This window comes from Kribbella sp. NPDC000426 (genome assembly GCF_040300265.1).
Taxonomy (GTDB): Bacteria; Actinomycetota; Actinomycetes; order Propionibacteriales; family Kribbellaceae; genus Kribbella.
The window spans coordinates 430,600-449,265 of the sequence record NZ_JBEPDK010000005.1 but is presented as its reverse complement, the minus strand read 5'-3'; the positions used below and the strand labels follow the sequence as shown (position 1 = coordinate 449,265).

Sequence of the window (18,666 nt, the reverse complement as noted above, 5' to 3'; positions counted from 1 at the left end):
GTCCCTCTCCTTATACGCGTGCGAGCGCGACGGTGACGTTGTCCTGGCCGCCCTGGGCGTTGGCCCAGTCGACCAGTGCGGACGCGGTGGCCCTCGGCTCGCCACCACACCCCGCAGCTGTCTGACGGATGAGGTCGGCCAGCGGTGCCGCCTCGGAGCAGTAGTTCCACAGACCGTCCGAGCAGACCACCAGCCAGCCCGGCCCGGTGACGTGCAGCGTCGTGGTCCGAGGGGTGTGGTCCGGCGCGTCCTTGCCGAGCCAGCGGGTGATCGCATGCGCGTGCGGACCGGACTCGGCCTCCTCGCGCGAGATGCCCGTGGCGATCAGCTCGGCCGCCCACGAGTCGTCGACGGTCAGTGCGACCGCCTCAGCGTCGTCAGGGAACCAGTACGCCCGGCTGTCTCCGACATTGCCCGCTACGAGCAGCCCGTCCTCCAGGACCGCTGCCACGAACGTGCAGGACGCCGGGTTGGGGCTGTCGGGACTCGTGTTGTCCAGTACGGCGTCACTCGCCGCGTCAGCCGCTGCTTTGAGTCGCGCAGCGATCGCACTGCCCCTTGACGAGTCCGTTCCAAGCCCCTGTGCGTGCCCGGCTTGGAGCACCTCACACGCTGCCCGGGCCGCGGCCAGTGACGCCACGTCGGAGTCGAGCGACGAGCTGACACCGTCGCAGACCACGAGCAGTGCCCGGCTGCCAGGCTCAGCGTCCGCTGCGATCGCCATGGCGTCCTCGTTCCGGCTGTGCCGGATGCCGCGGTCGCACACGCCGGCCACCCACGGCGCGGGCTGCTCCTCGAAGTGGTCCCGGACCTTCGCGGCCTTGACCCCGCACGTCTCGCAGTACCCGTCCGCGCCGACGACGCCGCCGCACGACTTGCACGGACCGGCCTCCTCGACCGTGGCCGCGGTGATCTCGATCGTCGGCTCGGTGTCGGTGTCCAGGGCCGTCGAGCTGGGTGCGGCCCCAGCGGTCACAGCCGCCGGGGTGAGCTCGGCGCCGCAGGCCTCGCAGAAGCGATCGGCCTCGGACACCGGACCGCCACAGCTGGGGCAGACCGTCCCAGTCGACTCCGTCGTACTCGTCATCGCAACGTCCATCCTCGAACCTCGTTGGCCTGGTCGACCAGGGCGATCCGTTCCGGCCGGGTCTCGGCCTGGTCGGCCAGCAACCGGTAGGTCGCCTCGAGCCCGTCCCGCAGGGCCGACTCGGTCGCCGCCCGCCCGTCGATCCGCAGAGCCTCCTGCGGACCGGACTGCTGGACCTCGGCCAGCGCGGTCCGGAACACGTCCGCGGCCAGGTTGGCCCGGTCGACCGGGTCGATGGTCAGCGCGGTGATGCTGTCCATCGCCTGGGCGAGCGCGGGTAGGCCACGCCCCGATCCTGCCAGCAGACCGGCTCGCTGGCGACGGGCACGCACATACGCGCCGCTGGTGCGGGGGACCAGGTCCAGCGCGCCGAGCGCACCGTCGAGGTCGTTGCGCGACGTACGGATCGTGGCCAGGCCGAACGCGGACGGTGCGATGTAGTTGGCGTCCGTGCGCGCACAGGTCAGGTAGAGGCCTTCGGCAACGTCGTACTCGCCGCTGTGCTCACAGGCGATCGCCAGCGCCAGTTTCGGCCCCAGCTCGCCTGGCACCTGGCCGTAGACGGCGTTGAACGCGGACTGCGCAGCGGCCGAGTCCCCGCGAGCCAGAGCGACCAGTCCGGCCATCCAGACCGCCCGCCACTCCCACGGGTCGGCGTTGAGCAGGTCGGCGACCGCGGTGTCCACCATGTCGTAGCGCTCGGGTCCAACCTCCAGCGCGGCCTCCGCGACCTCCAGCAGCGTCTGCGCGGACTGCTCCGGCGCGTCGATCAGCAGCTCGAGCCGCTTGGCCGCATCCGGCACGCTGACGGTCTTCAGCCAGCCAGCCATCTTGTCGCTCTCGTCCGGCACCAGCGACGGCAGCTGCTGCCATGGCTCGGCCACGTCTCCCAGCCCGGTCGACTTGTCACCCGGAGTGCCGAACAGCAGCGACGACGCGGAGTGCTGGGCCGCCTTGACGCCCTGCTTGTCTGCCACGACCTCACGCAGTACGCCGAGAAGCTGTACGCGGAACTCGTCGGCGGACTGGAAGCGGTCCGCCGGGTCCTTCGCGCACGCCTTCGCCAGCAGGCGGTACACCGAGTCGTACTTCTGGAACAGCGGTACTTCGCCCACCGGCGGCAGCGAGTCGACGTACCGGCCCTGGTAGCCGCGGAACTCCATCGCCAGCACGCACAGCGTGCGGCCGAGCGTGTAGATGTCGGAGGCAACGGACGGGCCGACCTCGGCCACCTCGGGCGCCTGGAAGCCGACCGTGCCGTAGATCGCCGAGTCGAGATCGTCGATCCGGCGGACGCCGCCGAGGTCGATCAGCTTGACCGCGTCGCCGACCTGGATGATGTTGTCCGGCTTGAAGTCGCAGTACACCAGGCCGAGATCGTGCAGGTAGGAGAACGCGGGCAGGATCTCCAGCAGGTACGCGATGGCCTGGTCGATCGGGAGTGCGTCGTACTGGCCGTTGTTGGCAATCATCCGTTGCTTGAGCAACGTCTTCAGCGAGGTGCCGCCGACGTACTCCATCACGATGTAGCCGGCGCCGTCGTGGGTGACGAAGTTGTAGATCTCGACGATCAGCGGGTGCTCGACCCGGGCCAGGAACTGCTGCTCGGCGATCGCCGCCGCGACGGCGTCGGGATCCTCGGAGTTCAGCAGACCCTTCAGGACCACCCAGCGGTTGGACACGTTGCGGTCCTGGGCCATGTAGATCCAGCCGAAGCCGCCGTGCGCGAGGCAGCCGCGCACCTCGTACTGCCCGCCGACCAGGTCGCCGGCCTTCAGCTTGGGCGAGAACGAGTACCGGCTGCGGCAGTGCGGGCAGAAGCCCTCGGTCCGGCCGGGCTGGCCGTCGCGGGAGCGGCCGACAGGGTTGCCGCAGTTGGGGCAGTTGCGACGGTCCTCGGGGACCATCGGGTTGGCCAGGATCGCTTTGCTGGCGTCGATCGCGGGGATCGATGGTACGTGCGTCAGCCCGGCGCCGAGTCGTGCTCCGCGGAGGCGGGTGGACGACGTACCGAGTTTGCGGGTCAGCTTCGAGCCGGCCTGGGCGGCGCGGGCCGAGCCGAGCGGTGTGGAGGCCAGGCGGTTCGATGCGCGCGAGACGGTCGAGACCGAGCTGATCGGGTCCGGGTCCGGGTCCGGGTCCGGGGCGGCGTTCGCGCTGGCGGAAGCAGGGGAGCCGCAGACGTCGCAGTACCCGTCGACGTACGTGCCGGTGCAGCCGGGCTGCGTGCAGGCACCGGTCGCCGGGGCACTCGCGGCCTGGCTCGGTGCGGCGGGTGAGCCGCAGACGTCGCAGTACCCGTCGACGATGGAGCCGGTGCAGCCCGGTTGAGTGCAGGTCGTCATTTCGTCCCTTCCAGGTAGGCCTGGTAGGCCGCTACCAGTGCGCCGAGGCGAGCCAGGTCCACCGGCTCAGCCTCGATCACCGCGCGGCCGCGCCGGTACAGCTCGGCGAGATCTTCGTTGCCCTTGGCAACACTTGCCGCCTTCACCTGATAGGCGTCCAGCAGTTGTGTCAGCTCGTCACGCTTGCCCAGCGCGGCGCCGTACGCCGCCTGCGCCTGACCGAGCGCCCGCCGTACGGCGTCCAGCCGGGTCAGGTACTTCTCCAGCTCGGACGGCGTGTTCGGCACCGGTCCCAGCGCAGTGACATCCGGTACGGCGAGGCGCGGGGCCGGCGTGACCGCGGCGACAGCCTTGTCCGCGAGCGCGCGGACCGCCGTGCCTTGCGCTTCGAGCTCGCCGCGTAGGGTCCGGGCCCGGGCGACGTCGGCGGCGCGTTCCTTGCGGGTGGCGGCGCCGACGATCAGGTCGCGTTCGGTGCGGGCGGCGTCGATCTCGAACGGGCCGATCAGACCGCCGATGTCCGCGCCGCGTTTGTTGCGGTCGGCAAGATCTGTGAGGCGGCGATCGAGGTCGTGGTGGGTGGCGAGTGCCTGGTCGCGGACGTTCGCAGGCTCTAGTTTCACCAGGTCGCTGATCCGCTCGACCTGCGCTCGCAGTTGCCGCAGCCGAGCAGCCAGGTCGGCGTCACCGGGCTCCAGCGCCAGCTTCCCGCGCAGGGTCGCCGCCAGCGCATCCGACAACTTGCATGCCTCAGGCAACGAGACTGCGAGCGATCCGCCCGCGCCGCCGGCATCCAGCCCGCCCCAGATCAGCGCCGAGATCCGCTCGGTCTCCGTCGGTCCGACCCGCCCCGAGTCCCACGTCACCAGGATCAACTCGTACCGATCCGAGACCGCCTTCCACACAGTCATGCTGAGCACGACATCTGCACTCAACGCATCCGCATCCGGCGAGTGCAGCGCCGCCTGATCAAGCTCGTCCAGCTCAGCCTTCCGCCGATCCCGCCACTCCCCAAGCGCACCGAGGAAAGACAGCAACTCCGTCGCCGCAACACTGCTCCCCATCCGCCCAGGCGGCGGAGGAGCCGAGACGGTCGGCGTACGAACTGTCATTGCTTCACCGGGACCCGGCCGTAGATCGCCTTCGGCGGAACCGGAGCCGGGCCCAGCGCGGCTTTCAGCCACTTGTCGTAGGAGATCTTCCAGGCGCCGCTGTCCTTCATCTGCTGGAGGACGACGTTCACGAAGCGGACGAAATCCGGGTGCAGCAGCGAGATACCCAGACCATACGGTTCCTCGCTGAAGCGCTCGGTCGTGATCACGCGTGCGTACGGGTCCTGCGCGGCATCGCCGGCGAGGACAGTGTCGTCACCGCTGATGCCGTACGCCTTGCCCTGCTGGAACAGCACCAGGCAGCCGGTGTCGGTGTCGGCGGTGATCGGCACGACCTTCGGGTTCTTCTTCTTCAGGTTGGCCAGGCTGGTCGAGCCCGCCGGTGCGCAGATTGTTTTGCCGTTCAGTTCCGTGACGCTGGTCGCCGTCGAGTCCCGAGGCACGAGCGTCTTCTGGCCGGAGCGGTAGTACTCGGCCGAGAACGCGATGTCGTGCCAGCGGTCGCAGTTGATGGTCATGTTGCGGGCCACGATGTCGACCGGGTTCTTGGTGGCCGTCAGCGACGGGATCCGCTGCGGGCTGGAGATCACCCGCAGCTCGACCTTGTGCGGCTGTCCCGGCGCAGGCGGACCGAAGATCGCGTCGGCCACTGCGTTGATCATGTCGATATCGAACCCCTGGATCTGCCCGGTGAGGGGATCCCGGTAGCCGAGGTTGAGGCTGTCCGCGGACACGCCGGCGATCAGCCGGCCGCGGGCCTTGATATCCGCCATGAACGACTTGGCGGGCATCTCCCCGCCGGGGGCCGGCGTGCTGGCGTCCGGTGCGTACGACGCGAGCGTGTCCACGCCGTCCGGGCACGGCCGGGGAGGCGCCGGCGTGGTCGACGTGGTGGGAGCAGCTTGCGGCTCGGCCGGGAGTTGTGTGGCCGCGTAGTTGCCTGAGCTGCAGGCGGTGAGAAGGAGGGCCGTGGCGACCGCGAGGGGGATTAGTTTCTTCATCGGTACTCCTCCAGGCGCTGGGACATGCCCCAGGCGACCAGTAGGGCGGCGAGGATGCCGATCGGGAGGCCCAGCCAGCCGAAGAAGCGGATGCTGCTGCGGGCGTCGGACAGTTTCGCCGAGACGTCGTCGCTGGTGGACTGGAGTTGGCTCGCGGACTGGGTGTCGAAGGCCTTGAAGGTCTCGACCGAGTTGTTCTCGGACTTCGACGTGCCGACGGCTATGTTCACGGCCTCGTCCCAGTTGCCACTGGTGTCTTTGTCGCGCACCTGTTTGTGGTCGGCTTTGTACTCGGACCACAGGTCCTGCAACCCATCCGTCGTACCCGATGCCTTGCCGAGTTGGTCGTCGACCGTGGCGGATGCGGTGTTGAACGCCTTGTCGAAGGCGTCGCCGGAGCCGCGGGCGATCAGTGTCAGGCTCTCGTTCGAGCGGGCGTCGTACGCCGCGATCCGGGCCGTCGACAACGCCAGCGTCTTCGCGTACGCGTCGGACCGGGTGTCGGAGGCGGCGCTGGACGCCGACGAGAGGGAGACGCCGCCCATGATCGTCACGATCAGGATGAGCGCGGCACCGACCACGATCGGGATGTTCAGATAGCGATGGGTACGCCGGGCCAGCCAGCGCAGCGTGATCACGAAGACCACCAGCGCCAGCAGACCGCCGACGAGAACCCAGATCGTCCCGTGAGCGACGCCGTCGAACTCGTCGTCCACCCGCTTCTCGTTCGCCTGGACCAGCGCGTTCACCAGCGGGAGCGAGTCGTCCTGCAGTACGGCGTTGGCGTCCTTGAGGTACTGCGAGCCGATCGGGAGGCCCTGCCGGTTGTTCGCGCGGGCCTGCTCGATCAGGCCGTTGTAGGTGAGGAGAGTTGTGTTCAGCTGGGCGAGGACGTTCTGGTCGGCCGGCTGGGCAGTGGAGGCCTCGGAGATCAGCCGGGCGGCCGCGGCCATCGAGTCGACGAAGTGCTGGCGCTGCGCGGGCGGCTCGAGACCGCCGACCAGGAAAGCATTGGTGGCGTCGGCGTTGGCGCTGACCAGGTTGGTGTGGATCCCCTGGATCCGGACCAGCTGGGCGGCGTTCGCCTCGGCACGCTTCAAGGCGCCGTTCGACTGGGCGTGGCCCTGCGCGGCGGCGATGCCGAACAGGATGCTGACCACCGCGGCCAGGATGAGGAAGGCGCGCATCCGGCCCGGGGTGCCCTCGAACCACTGGGCGATCGCGTTGCGGCGGCTCGCGGTCCGGGTGCCCGGCTGCGTCGTACCTGCTGGTGGCGCCGGCGGCGACCAGGTCGCGGGCGGCGCACTCTGGGTCTGTGTCACGCCTGATCTCCTTGGTCTTCCTCGTCGTTTACGTCCGAAGATGTGTGGCCTATAGAGCTCGGATCTTCGGACGTAGCAGCGTCCGTCGGCTCGTCGGTGAGGTCTTCGGGGAGGATCTGACGCAGCTGGTCCGTGGTTGGTGCCGTGACGTCGCGGAGGCGCCAGGCGTGCCGCCCGATCGCGGCCTCGAGGACGTTGCGGGCGAACCGGCCGTTGCCGAACGAGCTGTCCCGCGGTGTCGCGACCAGGATCTCCCGGAACCTGACCAGCGACTCCGGGACCAGCTCGTAGTCGGCCGCTTCGCTCAGCCCGGTGAGGATGTCGGCCAGTTCGTCGTCCGTGTAGTTCTCGAACTCGATCGTGGTCCGGAACCGGCTGGCCAGCCCCGGGTTCGCGGCGATGAACGCCTCCATCGGCTCGGGGTACCCGGCAACGATCACGACCAGGTCGTCCCGCCGGTCCTCCATCTCCTTGACCAGCGTGTCGACGGCCTCCCGCCCGTACTGGTCGGCGCCGGTGTCGCCCGCGGTCAGGCTGTACGCCTCGTCGATGAACAGCACACCACCGGCCGCAGACGCGACCACTTCAGCCGTCTTCGTCGCGGTCTGGCCGAGGTAACCGGCCACCAGTTCAGACCGGTCCACCTCGACCAGCTGGCCCTTGGACAGCAGACCGAGTGCCTTGTAGATGCCGCTGACCAGACGCGCGACGGTCGTCTTCCCGGTGCCCGGATTCCCCACGAACACCAGGTGCCGCGTGATGGTAGGACTCTTCAGCCCCGCCTCGGTCCGCAGCTTCTCGACCCGCAGTACGGCGACCTGCCGGTGCACCTCCCGCTTCACCCGCTCCAGCCCGGTCAACTCGTCCAGCTCCGCCAGCAACTCCTCAACCGTCTTCGCCGGCTCAACCTCCGCTTGGGTGGCCTGCGCCGTGGCAGCCGTGGCAGCCGTGGCAGCCGTGGCAGCCGTGGCAGCCGTCGCACCCGTCCCGGTGCCGACCGTGCCGGTGTCGCCGGTGTCGCCGGTGTCGCCGGTGTCGCCGGTGTCGCGGGTACCGAGCGTCGTACGGCTGTCGGTCGGCACCGACCCGACCTGGAGCGGTCGTGCGCCCGCGGCTTGCAGCTGCGCGGCAGCCGCCACGGATGCGTTTCCCACGACCCGCATGGTCGGCTCGCCAAGCGTGCATGCTGCAGAGGCGATCTCCGCGAGCGCTTCGGCGTACGCCGCCTTCTCCGCCGAGCTGCTGGCGATCAGCTCGGTGAGTACGGCGGTCGGTGCGCCCCGCCACCGCCGGCCGCGGACCGCGGCGTCGAAGAAGTCCTGTGTTGTCCCACCCGGGACCGCCTTGGCCCAGTCAGCAGGCGCACCTGGCGCGGACTCTGCCAGAGCGGCGGCGAGTGAGAGCGCCTCCGCGCGGGCCTGCTCCTCCGCGACGCCGGCACGAGCGGCGACGGCGAGCAAGCCGGACAGCGCGTCCTGTAGTCCCCCCGCGGTGCTCATGACCCTCCTCGTCCAGGTGGTGGTGCCAGTGGTCCTGCCCCGCCGGGGCTCGGGCCGAGGTCCGGTGGCGGGGTTGATTCGGTCGGGCCGAGGGCCAAGCCTCCGCCGGTGGAGCCGGTGCCGAACTTCTCCTGCAGGAACCTGCCGTGGGCGATCAACGCCGCCGCGTCGGCCCGGTTCACCGCGTCGAACACCTTGTCCATCGTGGCGGCCAAGAGGTCCAACTGATCGATCAGGATCATCAGCGAGGTCTTGCCCCGGTCGACCGGCCGGGTGTCCGCCCACTGGCGCGGCAGGCGCAGGTACCCGCCGATCGCCTCCGGCAGGTAGTCGGTCGCCGTCGCCATCACGGAGTACGCCTGGGCGCTGCCGCCCAGGTTCCCGAGCCGGGGGATCGTCTCCCGTACGACGCGGACCACCCGGCCGACGCGGGACGCGACGACGGCCGGTACGGCGCCGTTGGCAACCAACTGCTCGACCCGGACCAGCGACGCGAGCAGGTCCTCGGTGGTCGGCGGACGGGGGACCGCGGCAGGTTCGGGCGCCTCCTGCTTGCGGCCGGTCAGCCGCGCGAAGAAGTCACCGATCGCCATGCAGTTCCCCCAGTGAGATACGGATCAGCGACCGAGGTCGAGGTCGAGGCTGCCGTGCACGACCTGCTGGTTCTGCTGCGCAACCCGGTCCAGGTAGCCGCGGGACTTGGTCACCTCGGTCTCCAGCGTGCCGATCGTGGCGGCCATGTTGTCCAGGGCCTCGACCTTGAACGTGTCGATCGCGTCCATGGTCGCGTAGATGTTCGCGAACGCGGCCTGCAGTTGCGGCAGCCCGATCGTCGCCGACGCGGCCTGCTGCTGGATCGCGACCGAGTTGTCCCGCAGCATCTGCGAGGTGCGCTCGATCATGCCGCTGGTGGTTGTGTTCAGCGCGGTGATCTGGTCCAGCACCAGCTTCTGGTTGCCCAGTGCCTGCGCCACGATGACCGCCGTACGCAGCGCCGAAACCGTGGTGGTCGAGGCGCGGTCGACACCCTTGATCAGCTCGATGTTGTTCTTGATCACGATGTCGATGGCCAGGTAGTTCTGGATCGACACGGCCAGCTGGGTGAGGATGTCCTGGTGCTTCTGCCGGACGTAGAACAGCACGTCCTCGCGGAACGCCTTCGCCTTGTCCGGGTTCGTCGCCTCGAGCTCCGCGATCGCCGCGGACAGCCGCGCGTCGAGCCGCTCGGCGACGTACACGTACTGGTTCAGCCGGGTCATCGCGTCCCAGAGGTTCTGCTTCTCCAGGTTCAGCGCGGCGTTGTCCTTGCCGAGCTCGTCCTGGCCGTTGCGCAGGCTGTGCAGGATGCCCTCGAGGTGGGTCTGCGCGCTCTGGTACTTGCGGAAGTAGTCCTCGATCTTGTCGCCGAACGGGATCATCCCGAGCAGCTTCTTCGGCCCGGTCGCTTCCTTCGGGTCCAGGTCCTCGACCGTACGACGCAGTTCGAGCAGGGTCTTGCCGACGGTCGAGCCCTCCGACAGGCCGCCGCTCTGCAGCGCCTTCACGGGCTGCTGCAGCAACCGGTTGGAGCTCTCGGCCGCGGCGCGGATGTCGACGTCGCCCATGCTGCGGACGTCACTCGCCTTCGCCGCGAACTCCGGGGACCGCGGCTCGGCCGCCATCAACGAGGTCAGGAACGTGTCGACCTTCGCGTCGAGCCCCGGCAACGCGGCCGGGTCGACGGCAGGCGCCATACTCGGCGCGGCCGTCTCGGCGACAGGCTGTGACGGCGGCGGCGCGGTCAGTATCAGCCCCGGCGCCGTTGCCGTCGGCGGCTGGAGCGGTGCAGCAGCCGGCTGCGCCGCGGCCGCACCTGCGGTGTTATCTGCTTCGGTCATCGTCGTTCCCCTCCGGTGGCCTCCGCGAGGCGTCCCCGCGCCCGCGCCCTGTCACCTCCGTGACGCGCACACAATCTAGTCGGTTCCAGGTCCCCGTGGTGGCCCTGTTGCCTACTCGTTGTTAGCTGCGGCGATAGCTAACGAAGGTGAAGCCGTCGCGGGGATCGCGTGCGGTTTCCGTCCAGTGTGCCGGGTGGACGGGAGGGAACGTGACGTCGCCGTCGGGTGACTGGGCGACCTCGGTGAGTTCGAGGGCGTGGGCGTGGGGGAGGGCCTGGCGGTAGATGTCGCCGCCGCCGGCGACGTACAGCGTGCCGTCGTACTGCAGGGCCTCGTCGAGGGAGTGGGCCACGGCGACGCCGTCGGCGGTCCAGTCGGGCTGGCGGGTGACGACGACGGTACGGCGGCCCGGGAGCGGGCGGCCGATCGAGTCGTAGGTCTTGCGGCCCATCACGAGCGTGTGGCCGAGCGTGAGCTGCTTGAACCGTTGCAGGTCCTCGCGGATTCGCCAGGGCAGGTCGTTGTCCCGCCCGATCACGCCGTTCTGCCCGACCGCGGCGATGAGGATGATGCTCATACCGCGATGGGCGCCTTGATGCTGGGGTGCGGGTCGTATCCGATCAGCTCGACGTCGGCGATCTCGTAGCCGTCGATCGAATCGCGCTTGGTGAGCTGCAGCGTCGGCAGGGGCCGCGGCTCGCGGGTGAGCTGGAGACGGGCCTGGTCGAGGTGATTCAGGTACAGGTGTGCGTCGCCGAGCGTGTGCACGAAGTCGCCGACCTCGAGCCCGGTCTGCTGCGCGACCATGTGGGTGAGCAGCGCGTACGACGCGATGTTGAACGGCACGCCGAGGAAGATGTCGGCGGACCGCTGGTACAGCTGGCAGGAGAGCCGGCCGTCCGCGACGTAGAACTGGAACATGGTGTGACACGGCGGCAACGCCATGTCGTCCACGTCGGCCACGTTCCACGCGCTGACGATGTGGCGGCGGGAGTCCGGGTTGTTCTTGATCGACTCGATCAGCTTGGCGATCTGGTCGACGTGCCGGCCGTCCGGCGTCGGCCACGAGCGCCACTGGTAGCCGTACACGGGACCCAGCTCGCCGTCCTCGTCGGCCCACTCGTCCCAGATCGAGATGTTGTTCTCGTGCAGCCACTTGATGTTCGTCGAGCCGCTGAGGAACCAGATCAGCTCGCCGATCACCGACCGCAGATGCAGCTTCTTCGTCGTCACCGCGGGGAAACCCTGGGTGAGGTCGTACCGCGACTGGTACCCGAACACGCTCAACGTGCCCGTCCCGGTCCGGTCCCCCTTCTCCGCCCCGTTGTCCAGCACGTGCCGCAAGAGGTCCAGGTACTGCTGCATGCCGCCAACCTACTCCCATCGGACGGGCGGACGTTTGACAGACTCGCCTCGTGGAACACGTGTTGACGCTCGTCGTGCGAGTGGAGAAGAGGGCGCGGCCGGCGCAGACAGACGCTCTGGAGACGGCCGCTCGGGCGGTGCTGGCGATCCTTGCGGATGAGCGTTCGTACGGCGAGGGGGAGTGGGCGGACGCGATGACGTCCTGGCAGGACGACCGCATCCGCAAGATCGTGAAGCGCGCCCGCGGAGCCGAGTGGCGCCGGGCCGAAGGTCTGCCGGGCATCACCGTGCACGGACACGGGACAGGGGCAGACGCGCCGGAGACTGCTGAATCGGCTGTACCGGGCGCCGAGGTACGGGTCTTTCCGCCGACGGCCGTGGACGCGGTGCCGGCCGAGATCGCCAATCTGCAGGTGAGTGGGACGGACTTTGTGGACGCCGGGAAGTTGCCCGCGGTTGAGGCCGGTGTGCCTGTGCTCTGGGTGAATCCGGAGCTGGAGATGTCCAGCGGTAAGGCGATGGCGCAGTGCGGTCACGCGGCGCAGCTCGCCTGGTGGGAGCTGTCCGACGGGGCCCGCAAGGAGTGGGCGGCGTCGGACTTTGCGCTGGCCGTGCGTACGGCGACCCGCGCGCACTGGGCCGAGCTACTGGCGACCGACCTGCCCGTGGTCCAGGACGCCGGCTTCACCGAGATCGAGCCCGGCTCCCGCACGGTGATCGCGGATCACCCTCAGCTCAACCGATAGCCAGCCAGCACGACCTGCTCCAGATCAGGAGCGTCGTCCGGAGGCGTCCCTTCGTACACGAAGCCGAACAACGCGCTCAACGCATCCTCGCCAAGCTCCAGCGGGTTGAAGTCGAACGGCTGCTGCTTGACCGCGACCGGCCGCTCGACGACAACGAACTTGGTGAACTCGGCCCAGTCGGCGTCGTCCTCCCCGGCTCGCTCGCCGGCCCAGAACGGCTGCTCGAACGGCAGCGGGTCACCGATGTCCTGAGCAGCCTCTTCGGTCAGCAGCACGCTGAGCCCGGGATAGACCCCGGCGTACACCGTGCCGTCCTCCGGGTTCGACTGATCTGCGAGCGTGCCGTCCTCGAACGGGATCACGCTGGCGCCCGGGTGGAGCCGTTCGACGAATGCCCGGCAGGCGGCGCGGTCGATCGGCGGGTGCCGGCGGAGTACGCCGGCGACGTCGGTGTCGGCGTACATGATCATCCAGTCCTTGGCACCCATGCAGGACTTTCTACCGGATGACGCGGTACTGGAGGTGGGTGACGCGGTCGCCCTGGACGATGCGGGGGTCCTCGAGCAGGACCTGGGGGCCGACGTACTCGCCGAAGAACTTGACGCCGGTGCCGAACAGGACCGGGACCAGGTTGTACGCGATCTCGTCGACCAGCCCGGCCGCGATCGCCTGGCCGGTGAGGTTGCCGCCGGTAAGGCTGACGTCGCGGTCGCCGGCGTACTTGCGGGCCTGCGCGATGGCGTCCTCGATGCCGTTGACGAAGGTGAACGGGGCGTCGGGGAACGGCCAGTCGGCCGGCGGTTCATGGGTGACGACGAAGACGTGGTCGCTGGCCGCCGGTACCCCGTTCCACCCGTTGGTGATGTCGAACAGCCGGCGCCCGATGACCGAGGCAGCCACGTTCGGCCACGTCGACCGCATGTACTCCGCACTCGCCGGGCTGACGTGGAACGGCCGGCCCGGGTCGGTCCCGTAGATCTCGACCGGGCCGTTGTTGTACCAGTCGAACAGCGGCCCGACCCCGTCCTCGGTGTCCGCGACGAACCCGTCCAGCGATACCGCCGCAGTGGCGATGACGTTGCCCATGGCTACTTCTCCTTCACGATCCGGTAGGTGAGGTGCTGCGCGCTCGGAGTGGAGACGGCCTCGGCCAGCTCGAGTGTCAGCCCGCCGGCCGGCTCGGCCGGGAACAGTCGCGTCCCGTCACCGAGTACGACGGTTGCCACGTGCAACCGCAGTACGTCGGCCAGCCCGGCGGCCAGGACCTCGTGACAGATCTGGCCGCCGCCCATCACCACAACATCCTTGCCATCAGCAACTTCGAGCGCCTGCGCGACCGCCTCGGTGGGGTTGCCGACGAACCGGAACCGGTCGCCGAGGCGAGTCTTCTCCGGCGGCGTGTGGGTGACGACGAAGATCGGCGGGTTCACCTCGCCGGTCGGCTTCGCGCCGTACCCCATCTCGTCGCTCCAGCCGCCAGGCCCGTCGATGATGTCGAACAGATTCCGGCCCTGGATCACGGCGCCGCTGCTCTCGAAGGCGGCGTCGAGGACCGCGCGGTCCGCGTCGTTGCCGTGGAAGACCCAGTCGTGCAGGGCCATGCCGTTGTCACCGAGCCCGTTGTCCAGGCCGACGTTAGGCCCGGTGACGTAGCCGTCCAGGGACACCGAGATGTCGACGACGACCGCGCTCATGACTTCGCCAGCAGTTCGGCGAGACGGTCCATGGAGTCGTTGATGCCGTTCTCCATGCCGTACTCGATCGACTGGTCGCGGGCGCCGACCGACGGGAACACCGACTGCTGGTGCAGCCGTACGCCGTTCTCGGTCGGCTCCAGCGTCATCTTCTCCAGGCAGACCTCGCCCGGCGCGCCCTCCCACTCGAAGGTCTGGATGACGAGCTTGTCCTGCTCCACGGTGTGGAAGACCCCGCGGAAGGCGTACTCACCGGAGTCGTCGCGGTGGATGTAGCGATACGTGCCGCCGGGGCGTACGTCGTACTCCTCGATGGTCGCGTCCAGGTTCCGCGGGCCGAGCCACTCGGCGACCAGGTCGCGATCCGTCATGATCTTGAACAGCTGCGCCGGCGTCGCGGCGAACTCCCGGGTCACCTCGACGAACGGGGTGCCGGCCGGGGTGTTGATGACGGTTCCGGTCATGCTTCCTTCTCCTTCTCCCACTCACTACTGTCTTTGTCTTTTCACTGCTCTTCCGTGCTGCGCAGCAGCGCTTCCATCCGGCGGAAGCGGCGTTCGGTTTCGAGCCGGTAGTTGTCGATCCAGCTCGTCAGCGCTTCGAGCGCGGCCGGCACCAGGTGGCACGGGCGGCGCTGGCCGTCCCGGGTCCGGGTGATCAGCCCGGCGGCCTCGAGCACCTGGATGTGCCGCGACACCGCCTGCTTGGTGATCGGGAACGGTTCGGCCAGCTCGTTCACCGTGGCCGGTCCGCGCGACAGCCGCGCGATCATCGCCCGCCGGACCGGGTCGGCGAGTGCCGCGAACGACCGGTCGAGCTGATCATCGTCAACTCTCATGTTTATCAACCATTCCCTTGATCAACCGATGTGTTGAATATAGGACCCGTCTTTCGCGGTCGTCAACCCCGTCAGCTTTAGCAACTTTGGTTGACAGGTTGAGCTTGTCAACCTAAGTTGCTTGCATGACCGAGTTGGTGGATCCCGAGGACCCCGCGGCCGGGTTGGCCGCGGTGGTGGCGTTGCGCCGGCTGGCTGACCGGCTCGAGGACAGCCAGGTGGAGCGCGCGATGCGGTCCGGCTGGAGCTGGGCCGAGGTGGCCGAGGTGCTGGGGGTCACCCGGCAGGCGGTGCACAAGAAACATGCCCGGCGGCTGCTCGCCGCCGGCGTCGCCCTGAGGAGGCGCTGATGTCGACCGATGTTCGCTCGATCCTGGTGCGGTCGGCCCGCGCCGAGGCCCGCCGCGACGGCTCCCGGACGATCGAGGCCGAGCACGTCCTGCTGGCGCTGGCCGGGCTGCACGACTCCGCGGCCGCGCAGTTGCTGGCCGAGGCCGGCCTGACCGAGGACGCGATCCGGACCGCGCTCAATCGCGAGTGGGAGCAGAGCCTGGCCGTCGCCGGGATCGCGGTCCGGATGGGACTGTTGCCCGAAGCAACACCTGAACGCGGCCGCGACCCGCACATCGGCGAGTCGACCAAGCTCCTGCTGCACCGCGCGATGGACGCCGCGCCGAAGCTGGGCGGCGGCCGGATCGGCCCGATGCGCATCCTGGTCGGCCTCCTCGCGACCGAACGCGGCCGCGTCGCGCGGACTCTCGAAGCCGCCGGCGTGGACCTCGCCGCCCTTCGTTCCAAGGCTGCAGAAGCGCTAGCAGCAGGCACACGCTGATGTCCGCGCCGATGGTCGCCGAGCGCCGGACGCTGACGGATCGGCTGTTGGCCTGCGGCGTGATCGCCGGTCCGCTCTTCGTCGTCGTCTTCATGCTCGAGAGTGCGTTCAAGGGCGCCGGATACAGCGCTCTCCGGCATCCGGCCAGCTCGCTGGAGCTCGGCGCCGGCGGCTGGGTGCAGGTCCTCAACTTCCTCGTCGCCGGCGTGCTCACGATCGCGTTCGCCCTTGGCATCTGGCGATCCGGCTATCGCACGGGCGCCGTACTGATCGGTGTTTGGGGAGTCGGGCTGCTCGGCGCGGGTGCGTTCACGACCGACCCGGTGAGCGGCTTCCCGCTCGGCACGCCGGCTACGTCCGACTACACCACCTCCGGTGCACTGCACGACGGGTTCTCGTTGCCCGCGTTCCTGGCTCTGTTCGTTGCGCAGCTTGTGCTGGCCCGCGGCAACGGCCGAAGGTGGTTGGTGTATTCGTTGCTTAGCGCAACGGCGTATCTGGCCTGCTTCTTCCTCGCCAGCGCGGGCTTCAACCAGACAGCAGGTTTGGTGACGGTGGGTGGGCTGTTCCAGCGGCTCGCGGTTGTCGTCGGGTGGGGGTACCTGGCCGCGCTTGCCGTGCGGTTGCGGCGTACCTAGATGGTTTCGAAGGCGGCCATCATGGCCATGTCTTCGTGCTCGAGGTTGTGGCAGTGGATCAGGTACTTGCCCTTGTGGGCGGTGAACTTGACGAGAACCTCGACGACCTCGGCGGGGCGGATGTCGACGGTGTCCTTCCAGCCGTGGTCGAACTCCGCGACCTTCGTCTTCCCGCCGCGGCTCAGCACCTGGAACGGCGCGAGATGGACGTGCACCGGATGGTGGACGTCGGTGACGAACGTCCAGATCTCGTACTGATCGAGCTTGACCTGCGCCTGCATGACCGCGGGATCGAACGCCTTCCCGTTGATCGTCCAGCCCCGGTGGTCGCCGGCGCTGCCACGGCGGAACCGCCACTCCCGCCGGACCACGCCGGCCGGTCGCGGCGTCACGGCGTACGACGAGAGCTTCGCCGGGATGTTGCTCTCGTCAACGGCCTTGCGGGCGACCTTGAACCGCATGACGTTCGCGTTGTTGTCGAGCTTGTTGACGAGCGTGACCTCGTCGCCCGGCTGGTACTGCGAGAAGTCCACGACCACGTCGAACCGCTCGGCCGGCGCGATCACGACGGTCTTGTGTTCGACCGGTACGTCGAGCAGCCCGCCATCGCTGCCGATCTGCACGAACGTCGCCGGTCCGTTGCTGAAGGCAAGCTCATATCGGCGGGCGTTGCCGGCGTTGAGGATGCGGAAGCGGTACCGGACCGCATCGACCTCGTGCACCGGCCAGGGCGCACCGTTCACCAGCGTCACGTCCGCGATAACGCCTTCCATGTACGCCGGTTCCACGCCAGGGCCGTCCTTGGCAGCCGGGTACAGGAACGAGCCGTCGGCGTCGAACGCGCGGTCCGCGATCACGAGCGGGATCTCCCGATCACCCTTCGGGAGCGGAAGATTGTCCTCCTCGTCGTCGCGGATGAGGTGCAGTCCGAACAGCCCGCGATAGACCTGCGGCGCGGTGTAGTCCATCGTGTGGTCGTGGTACCAGAGGGTCGCGGCGCGCTGGGTGTTCGGGTATGTGTACGTGCGTTTGCCCATCGTCATCTCACCGCCGGCCATCATGTGGTGTTCGCTGTGGCCGCCGTTGGCGGGCATGACGAGGTCGAGCGGCCAGCCGTCGCTCGGCGCCGGGGTGTGGCCGCCGTGGAGGTGGACGACGGTGGACACATCGAGCTCGTTGACCTGCTCGACGACGGTCGTGCGACCGCTGCGTACGTCGAAGGTCGGCCCGGGGAACAGGCCGTCGTACCCCATCACCTCGGTCGTGAGCCCCGGGAGGATCTCCAGGCGAGCCTTGCGCTGGACGACGCGGTAATAGTCGGCCTTCGCATCCGAGCGGACCGGCTTCTTGACCGGCGGGATCGGGAGCGGGACCTGAAACGGCGCGGGGAGTTTCGCCTTGCTGCGCAGGAGTTCACCGGCCTGCGCGGGCTTCGCCTCCTGTCCGCAGCTGGTCAGGGTCACGGCGGCGCTCGCGGCGCTGGCGGCCAGGAACCCTCGGCGGGACATCTTCATCGCTTGGCCTCCCGGCGGCTCAGGCGTGCGGTGGAGCGGAACGACCAGACCGCCATCCAGACGACGGTGGTCACGATGGCGGTCCCGAGCGGGATGTGTACGGCGAAGTTCTGCAGGTAGCCGAATGTCAGCTGGACGAACTCGGCCACGACGAGTACGGCGGACGCGATGGTCGGCCAGAGCCGGCCGCGGCCCGCGATCGTGTAGCCCGCGGCGACGATGGTCTGGAGGAACGCGACCATCCAGACGGATCCGCCGATCGTGGCGTGGATGTCGGTCATCGCGTCGACGTTGCCGGACAGGAAGTACCCGGCGGCGATCGGCTGCGCGACCACGAGCACCGCGTGCAGGACCAGGGTGATGCGGAGAAGCTGGAGCGTGACGCGCGGACGGCGTACCTTGGCCGGCTGCTCGATGGTGGCGGTCATGCTGCCACCCGCACTCGCTGCCGACTGACCCAGACCGCGAAGGCGACCGTGCTCGCTACCAGCGCGATGCCGAGCGGGATGTGGATCGCCAGCTGGCGGCTGTAACCCATCACGACCTGGACGACCTCGCCGGCCCAGATCACCAGACTCACCGGGACTGCCTGCCACCGTCCGCCGGCCCGCCACCAGATCGTTGCCGCTAGCAACTGAGCGAGGCCGAGGAAGACGATCGCGAGTCCGGTCGGCTCGTGCATGCGGATGCCGCCGGGCGAGCCGTCCAGGTAGATCCCGGCGAACACCGGCTGCAGACAGATCGCGACCGCATGCAGCCCGGCCGTCACGCGGAGCAGCATCAAAGCCTTCATGTA

At 69.0% G+C, this 18,666-nt stretch carries 22 protein-coding genes; 4 read left to right on the top strand and 18 right to left on the bottom strand.

The features are described from left to right. Positions 1 to 10 precede the first annotated feature (10 nt). The 10 genes from ABT313_RS26265 to ABT313_RS26220 form a co-directional block, all read right to left on the bottom strand. Positions 11 to 1,099 (bottom strand): protein phosphatase 2C domain-containing protein, encoded by a 1,089-nt coding sequence (locus ABT313_RS26265; protein ID WP_350859128.1) that lies wholly within the window; start codon positions 1,097 to 1,099, stop codon positions 11 to 13. Further along, the gene (locus ABT313_RS26260; RefSeq protein WP_350859125.1) at positions 1,084 to 3,432 is read right to left on the bottom strand and encodes a serine/threonine-protein kinase; all 2,349 of its coding nucleotides are present in this window, start codon (positions 3,430 to 3,432) and stop codon (positions 1,084 to 1,086) included. Before ABT313_RS26260 ends, ABT313_RS26265 begins: the two co-directional genes overlap by 16 nt. Next, the gene (locus tag ABT313_RS26255; protein ID WP_350859122.1) at positions 3,429 to 4,496 is read right to left on the bottom strand and encodes a hypothetical protein; all 1,068 of its coding nucleotides are present in this window, start codon (positions 4,494 to 4,496) and stop codon (positions 3,429 to 3,431) included. The genes ABT313_RS26260 and ABT313_RS26255 overlap by 4 nt, the downstream gene beginning before the upstream one ends. A 44-nt stretch (positions 4,497 to 4,540) precedes the next feature. Next, positions 4,541 to 5,545, bottom strand: a complete 1,005-nt coding sequence (locus ABT313_RS26250) for a glutamate ABC transporter substrate-binding protein (protein WP_350859119.1) — start codon at positions 5,543 to 5,545, stop codon at positions 4,541 to 4,543. Continuing rightward, a complete protein-coding gene (locus ABT313_RS26245; RefSeq protein WP_350859116.1) occupies positions 5,542 to 6,867 on the bottom strand; it encodes a GlnX family signal transduction membrane protein in 1,326 nt (441 codons plus the stop codon). The genes ABT313_RS26250 and ABT313_RS26245 overlap by 4 nt, the downstream gene beginning before the upstream one ends. Then, positions 6,864 to 8,366 (bottom strand): AAA family ATPase, encoded by a 1,503-nt coding sequence (locus ABT313_RS26240; protein WP_350859113.1) that lies wholly within the window; start codon positions 8,364 to 8,366, stop codon positions 6,864 to 6,866. The genes ABT313_RS26245 and ABT313_RS26240 overlap by 4 nt, the downstream gene beginning before the upstream one ends. Further along, the gene (locus ABT313_RS26235; RefSeq protein ID WP_350859110.1) at positions 8,363 to 8,959 is read right to left on the bottom strand and encodes a hypothetical protein; all 597 of its coding nucleotides are present in this window, start codon (positions 8,957 to 8,959) and stop codon (positions 8,363 to 8,365) included. Before ABT313_RS26235 ends, ABT313_RS26240 begins: the two co-directional genes overlap by 4 nt. Before the next feature lie 24 nt (positions 8,960 to 8,983). Next, the gene (locus tag ABT313_RS26230) at positions 8,984 to 10,243 is read right to left on the bottom strand and encodes a toxic anion resistance protein (RefSeq protein ID WP_350859107.1); all 1,260 of its coding nucleotides are present in this window, start codon (positions 10,241 to 10,243) and stop codon (positions 8,984 to 8,986) included. Between the two features lie 121 nt (positions 10,244 to 10,364). Next, entirely contained in the window at positions 10,365 to 10,820 is a 456-nt protein-coding gene (locus ABT313_RS26225; protein WP_350859104.1) for a dihydrofolate reductase, read from the bottom strand. Then, positions 10,817 to 11,608, bottom strand: coding sequence for a thymidylate synthase (locus ABT313_RS26220; RefSeq protein WP_350859101.1), 792 nt, complete (start codon positions 11,606 to 11,608; stop codon positions 10,817 to 10,819). The genes ABT313_RS26225 and ABT313_RS26220 overlap by 4 nt, the downstream gene beginning before the upstream one ends. A gap of 50 nt (positions 11,609 to 11,658) precedes the next feature. On the opposite strand from ABT313_RS26220, the gene ABT313_RS26215 reads away from it, so the two are divergent. After that, on the top strand, positions 11,659 to 12,354 hold the full coding sequence (locus ABT313_RS26215; RefSeq protein ID WP_350859099.1) for a peptidyl-tRNA hydrolase: 696 nt from the start codon (positions 11,659 to 11,661) through the stop codon (positions 12,352 to 12,354). Here the strand turns inward: ABT313_RS26215 and ABT313_RS26210 are convergent. From ABT313_RS26210 to ABT313_RS26190, 5 genes are read right to left on the bottom strand one after another with little or no spacing between them, the layout of a single operon-like run. Further along, positions 12,339 to 12,842, bottom strand: a complete 504-nt coding sequence (locus ABT313_RS26210; RefSeq protein WP_350859096.1) for a DUF6928 family protein — start codon at positions 12,840 to 12,842, stop codon at positions 12,339 to 12,341. The genes ABT313_RS26215 and ABT313_RS26210 overlap by 16 nt on opposite strands. A 10-nt stretch (positions 12,843 to 12,852) precedes the next feature. Continuing rightward, a complete protein-coding gene (locus tag ABT313_RS26205; protein WP_350859094.1) occupies positions 12,853 to 13,440 on the bottom strand; it encodes a dihydrofolate reductase family protein in 588 nt (195 codons plus the stop codon). 2 nt (positions 13,441 to 13,442) lie between these two features. Beyond that, positions 13,443 to 14,048, bottom strand: coding sequence for a dihydrofolate reductase family protein (locus tag ABT313_RS26200; RefSeq protein ID WP_350859091.1), 606 nt, complete (start codon positions 14,046 to 14,048; stop codon positions 13,443 to 13,445). Then, positions 14,045 to 14,512, bottom strand: coding sequence for an SRPBCC domain-containing protein (locus ABT313_RS26195; protein ID WP_350859088.1), 468 nt, complete (start codon positions 14,510 to 14,512; stop codon positions 14,045 to 14,047). The genes ABT313_RS26200 and ABT313_RS26195 overlap by 4 nt, the downstream gene beginning before the upstream one ends. 41 nt (positions 14,513 to 14,553) lie before the next feature. Continuing rightward, positions 14,554 to 14,886 (bottom strand): ArsR/SmtB family transcription factor, encoded by a 333-nt coding sequence (locus ABT313_RS26190; protein WP_350859086.1) that lies wholly within the window; start codon positions 14,884 to 14,886, stop codon positions 14,554 to 14,556. A gap of 125 nt (positions 14,887 to 15,011) precedes the next feature. Here ABT313_RS26190 and ABT313_RS26185 point away from each other — a divergent pair, with 125 nt between their 5' ends. From ABT313_RS26185 to ABT313_RS26175, 3 genes are read left to right on the top strand one after another with little or no spacing between them, the layout of a single operon-like run. Continuing rightward, positions 15,012 to 15,236, top strand: coding sequence for a hypothetical protein (locus ABT313_RS26185; protein WP_130441176.1), 225 nt, complete (start codon positions 15,012 to 15,014; stop codon positions 15,234 to 15,236). Beyond that, positions 15,236 to 15,718: a Clp protease N-terminal domain-containing protein gene (locus ABT313_RS26180; RefSeq protein ID WP_350859082.1), complete on the top strand. Its 483-nt coding sequence runs from the start codon at positions 15,236 to 15,238 to the stop codon at positions 15,716 to 15,718. Before ABT313_RS26185 ends, ABT313_RS26180 begins: the two co-directional genes overlap by 1 nt. Then, a complete protein-coding gene (locus tag ABT313_RS26175; protein ID WP_350859080.1) occupies positions 15,718 to 16,356 on the top strand; it encodes a DUF998 domain-containing protein in 639 nt (212 codons plus the stop codon). The genes ABT313_RS26180 and ABT313_RS26175 overlap by 1 nt, the downstream gene beginning before the upstream one ends. Here the strand turns inward: ABT313_RS26175 and ABT313_RS26170 are convergent. From ABT313_RS26170 to ABT313_RS26160, 3 genes are read right to left on the bottom strand one after another with little or no spacing between them, the layout of a single operon-like run. Continuing rightward, entirely contained in the window at positions 16,353 to 17,870 is a 1,518-nt protein-coding gene (locus tag ABT313_RS26170; protein ID WP_350859077.1) for a multicopper oxidase family protein, read from the bottom strand. The genes ABT313_RS26175 and ABT313_RS26170 overlap by 4 nt on opposite strands. Next, positions 17,867 to 18,298: a hypothetical protein gene (locus ABT313_RS26165; protein WP_350859074.1), complete on the bottom strand. Its 432-nt coding sequence runs from the start codon at positions 18,296 to 18,298 to the stop codon at positions 17,867 to 17,869. The genes ABT313_RS26170 and ABT313_RS26165 overlap by 4 nt, the downstream gene beginning before the upstream one ends. After that, positions 18,295 to 18,663 carry a hypothetical protein gene (locus tag ABT313_RS26160; RefSeq protein WP_350859071.1) on the bottom strand — a complete coding sequence of 123 codons (369 nt, stop codon included), beginning with the start codon at positions 18,661 to 18,663 and terminating at the stop codon, positions 18,295 to 18,297. The genes ABT313_RS26165 and ABT313_RS26160 overlap by 4 nt, the downstream gene beginning before the upstream one ends. Positions 18,664 to 18,666: the final 3 nt, after the last annotated feature.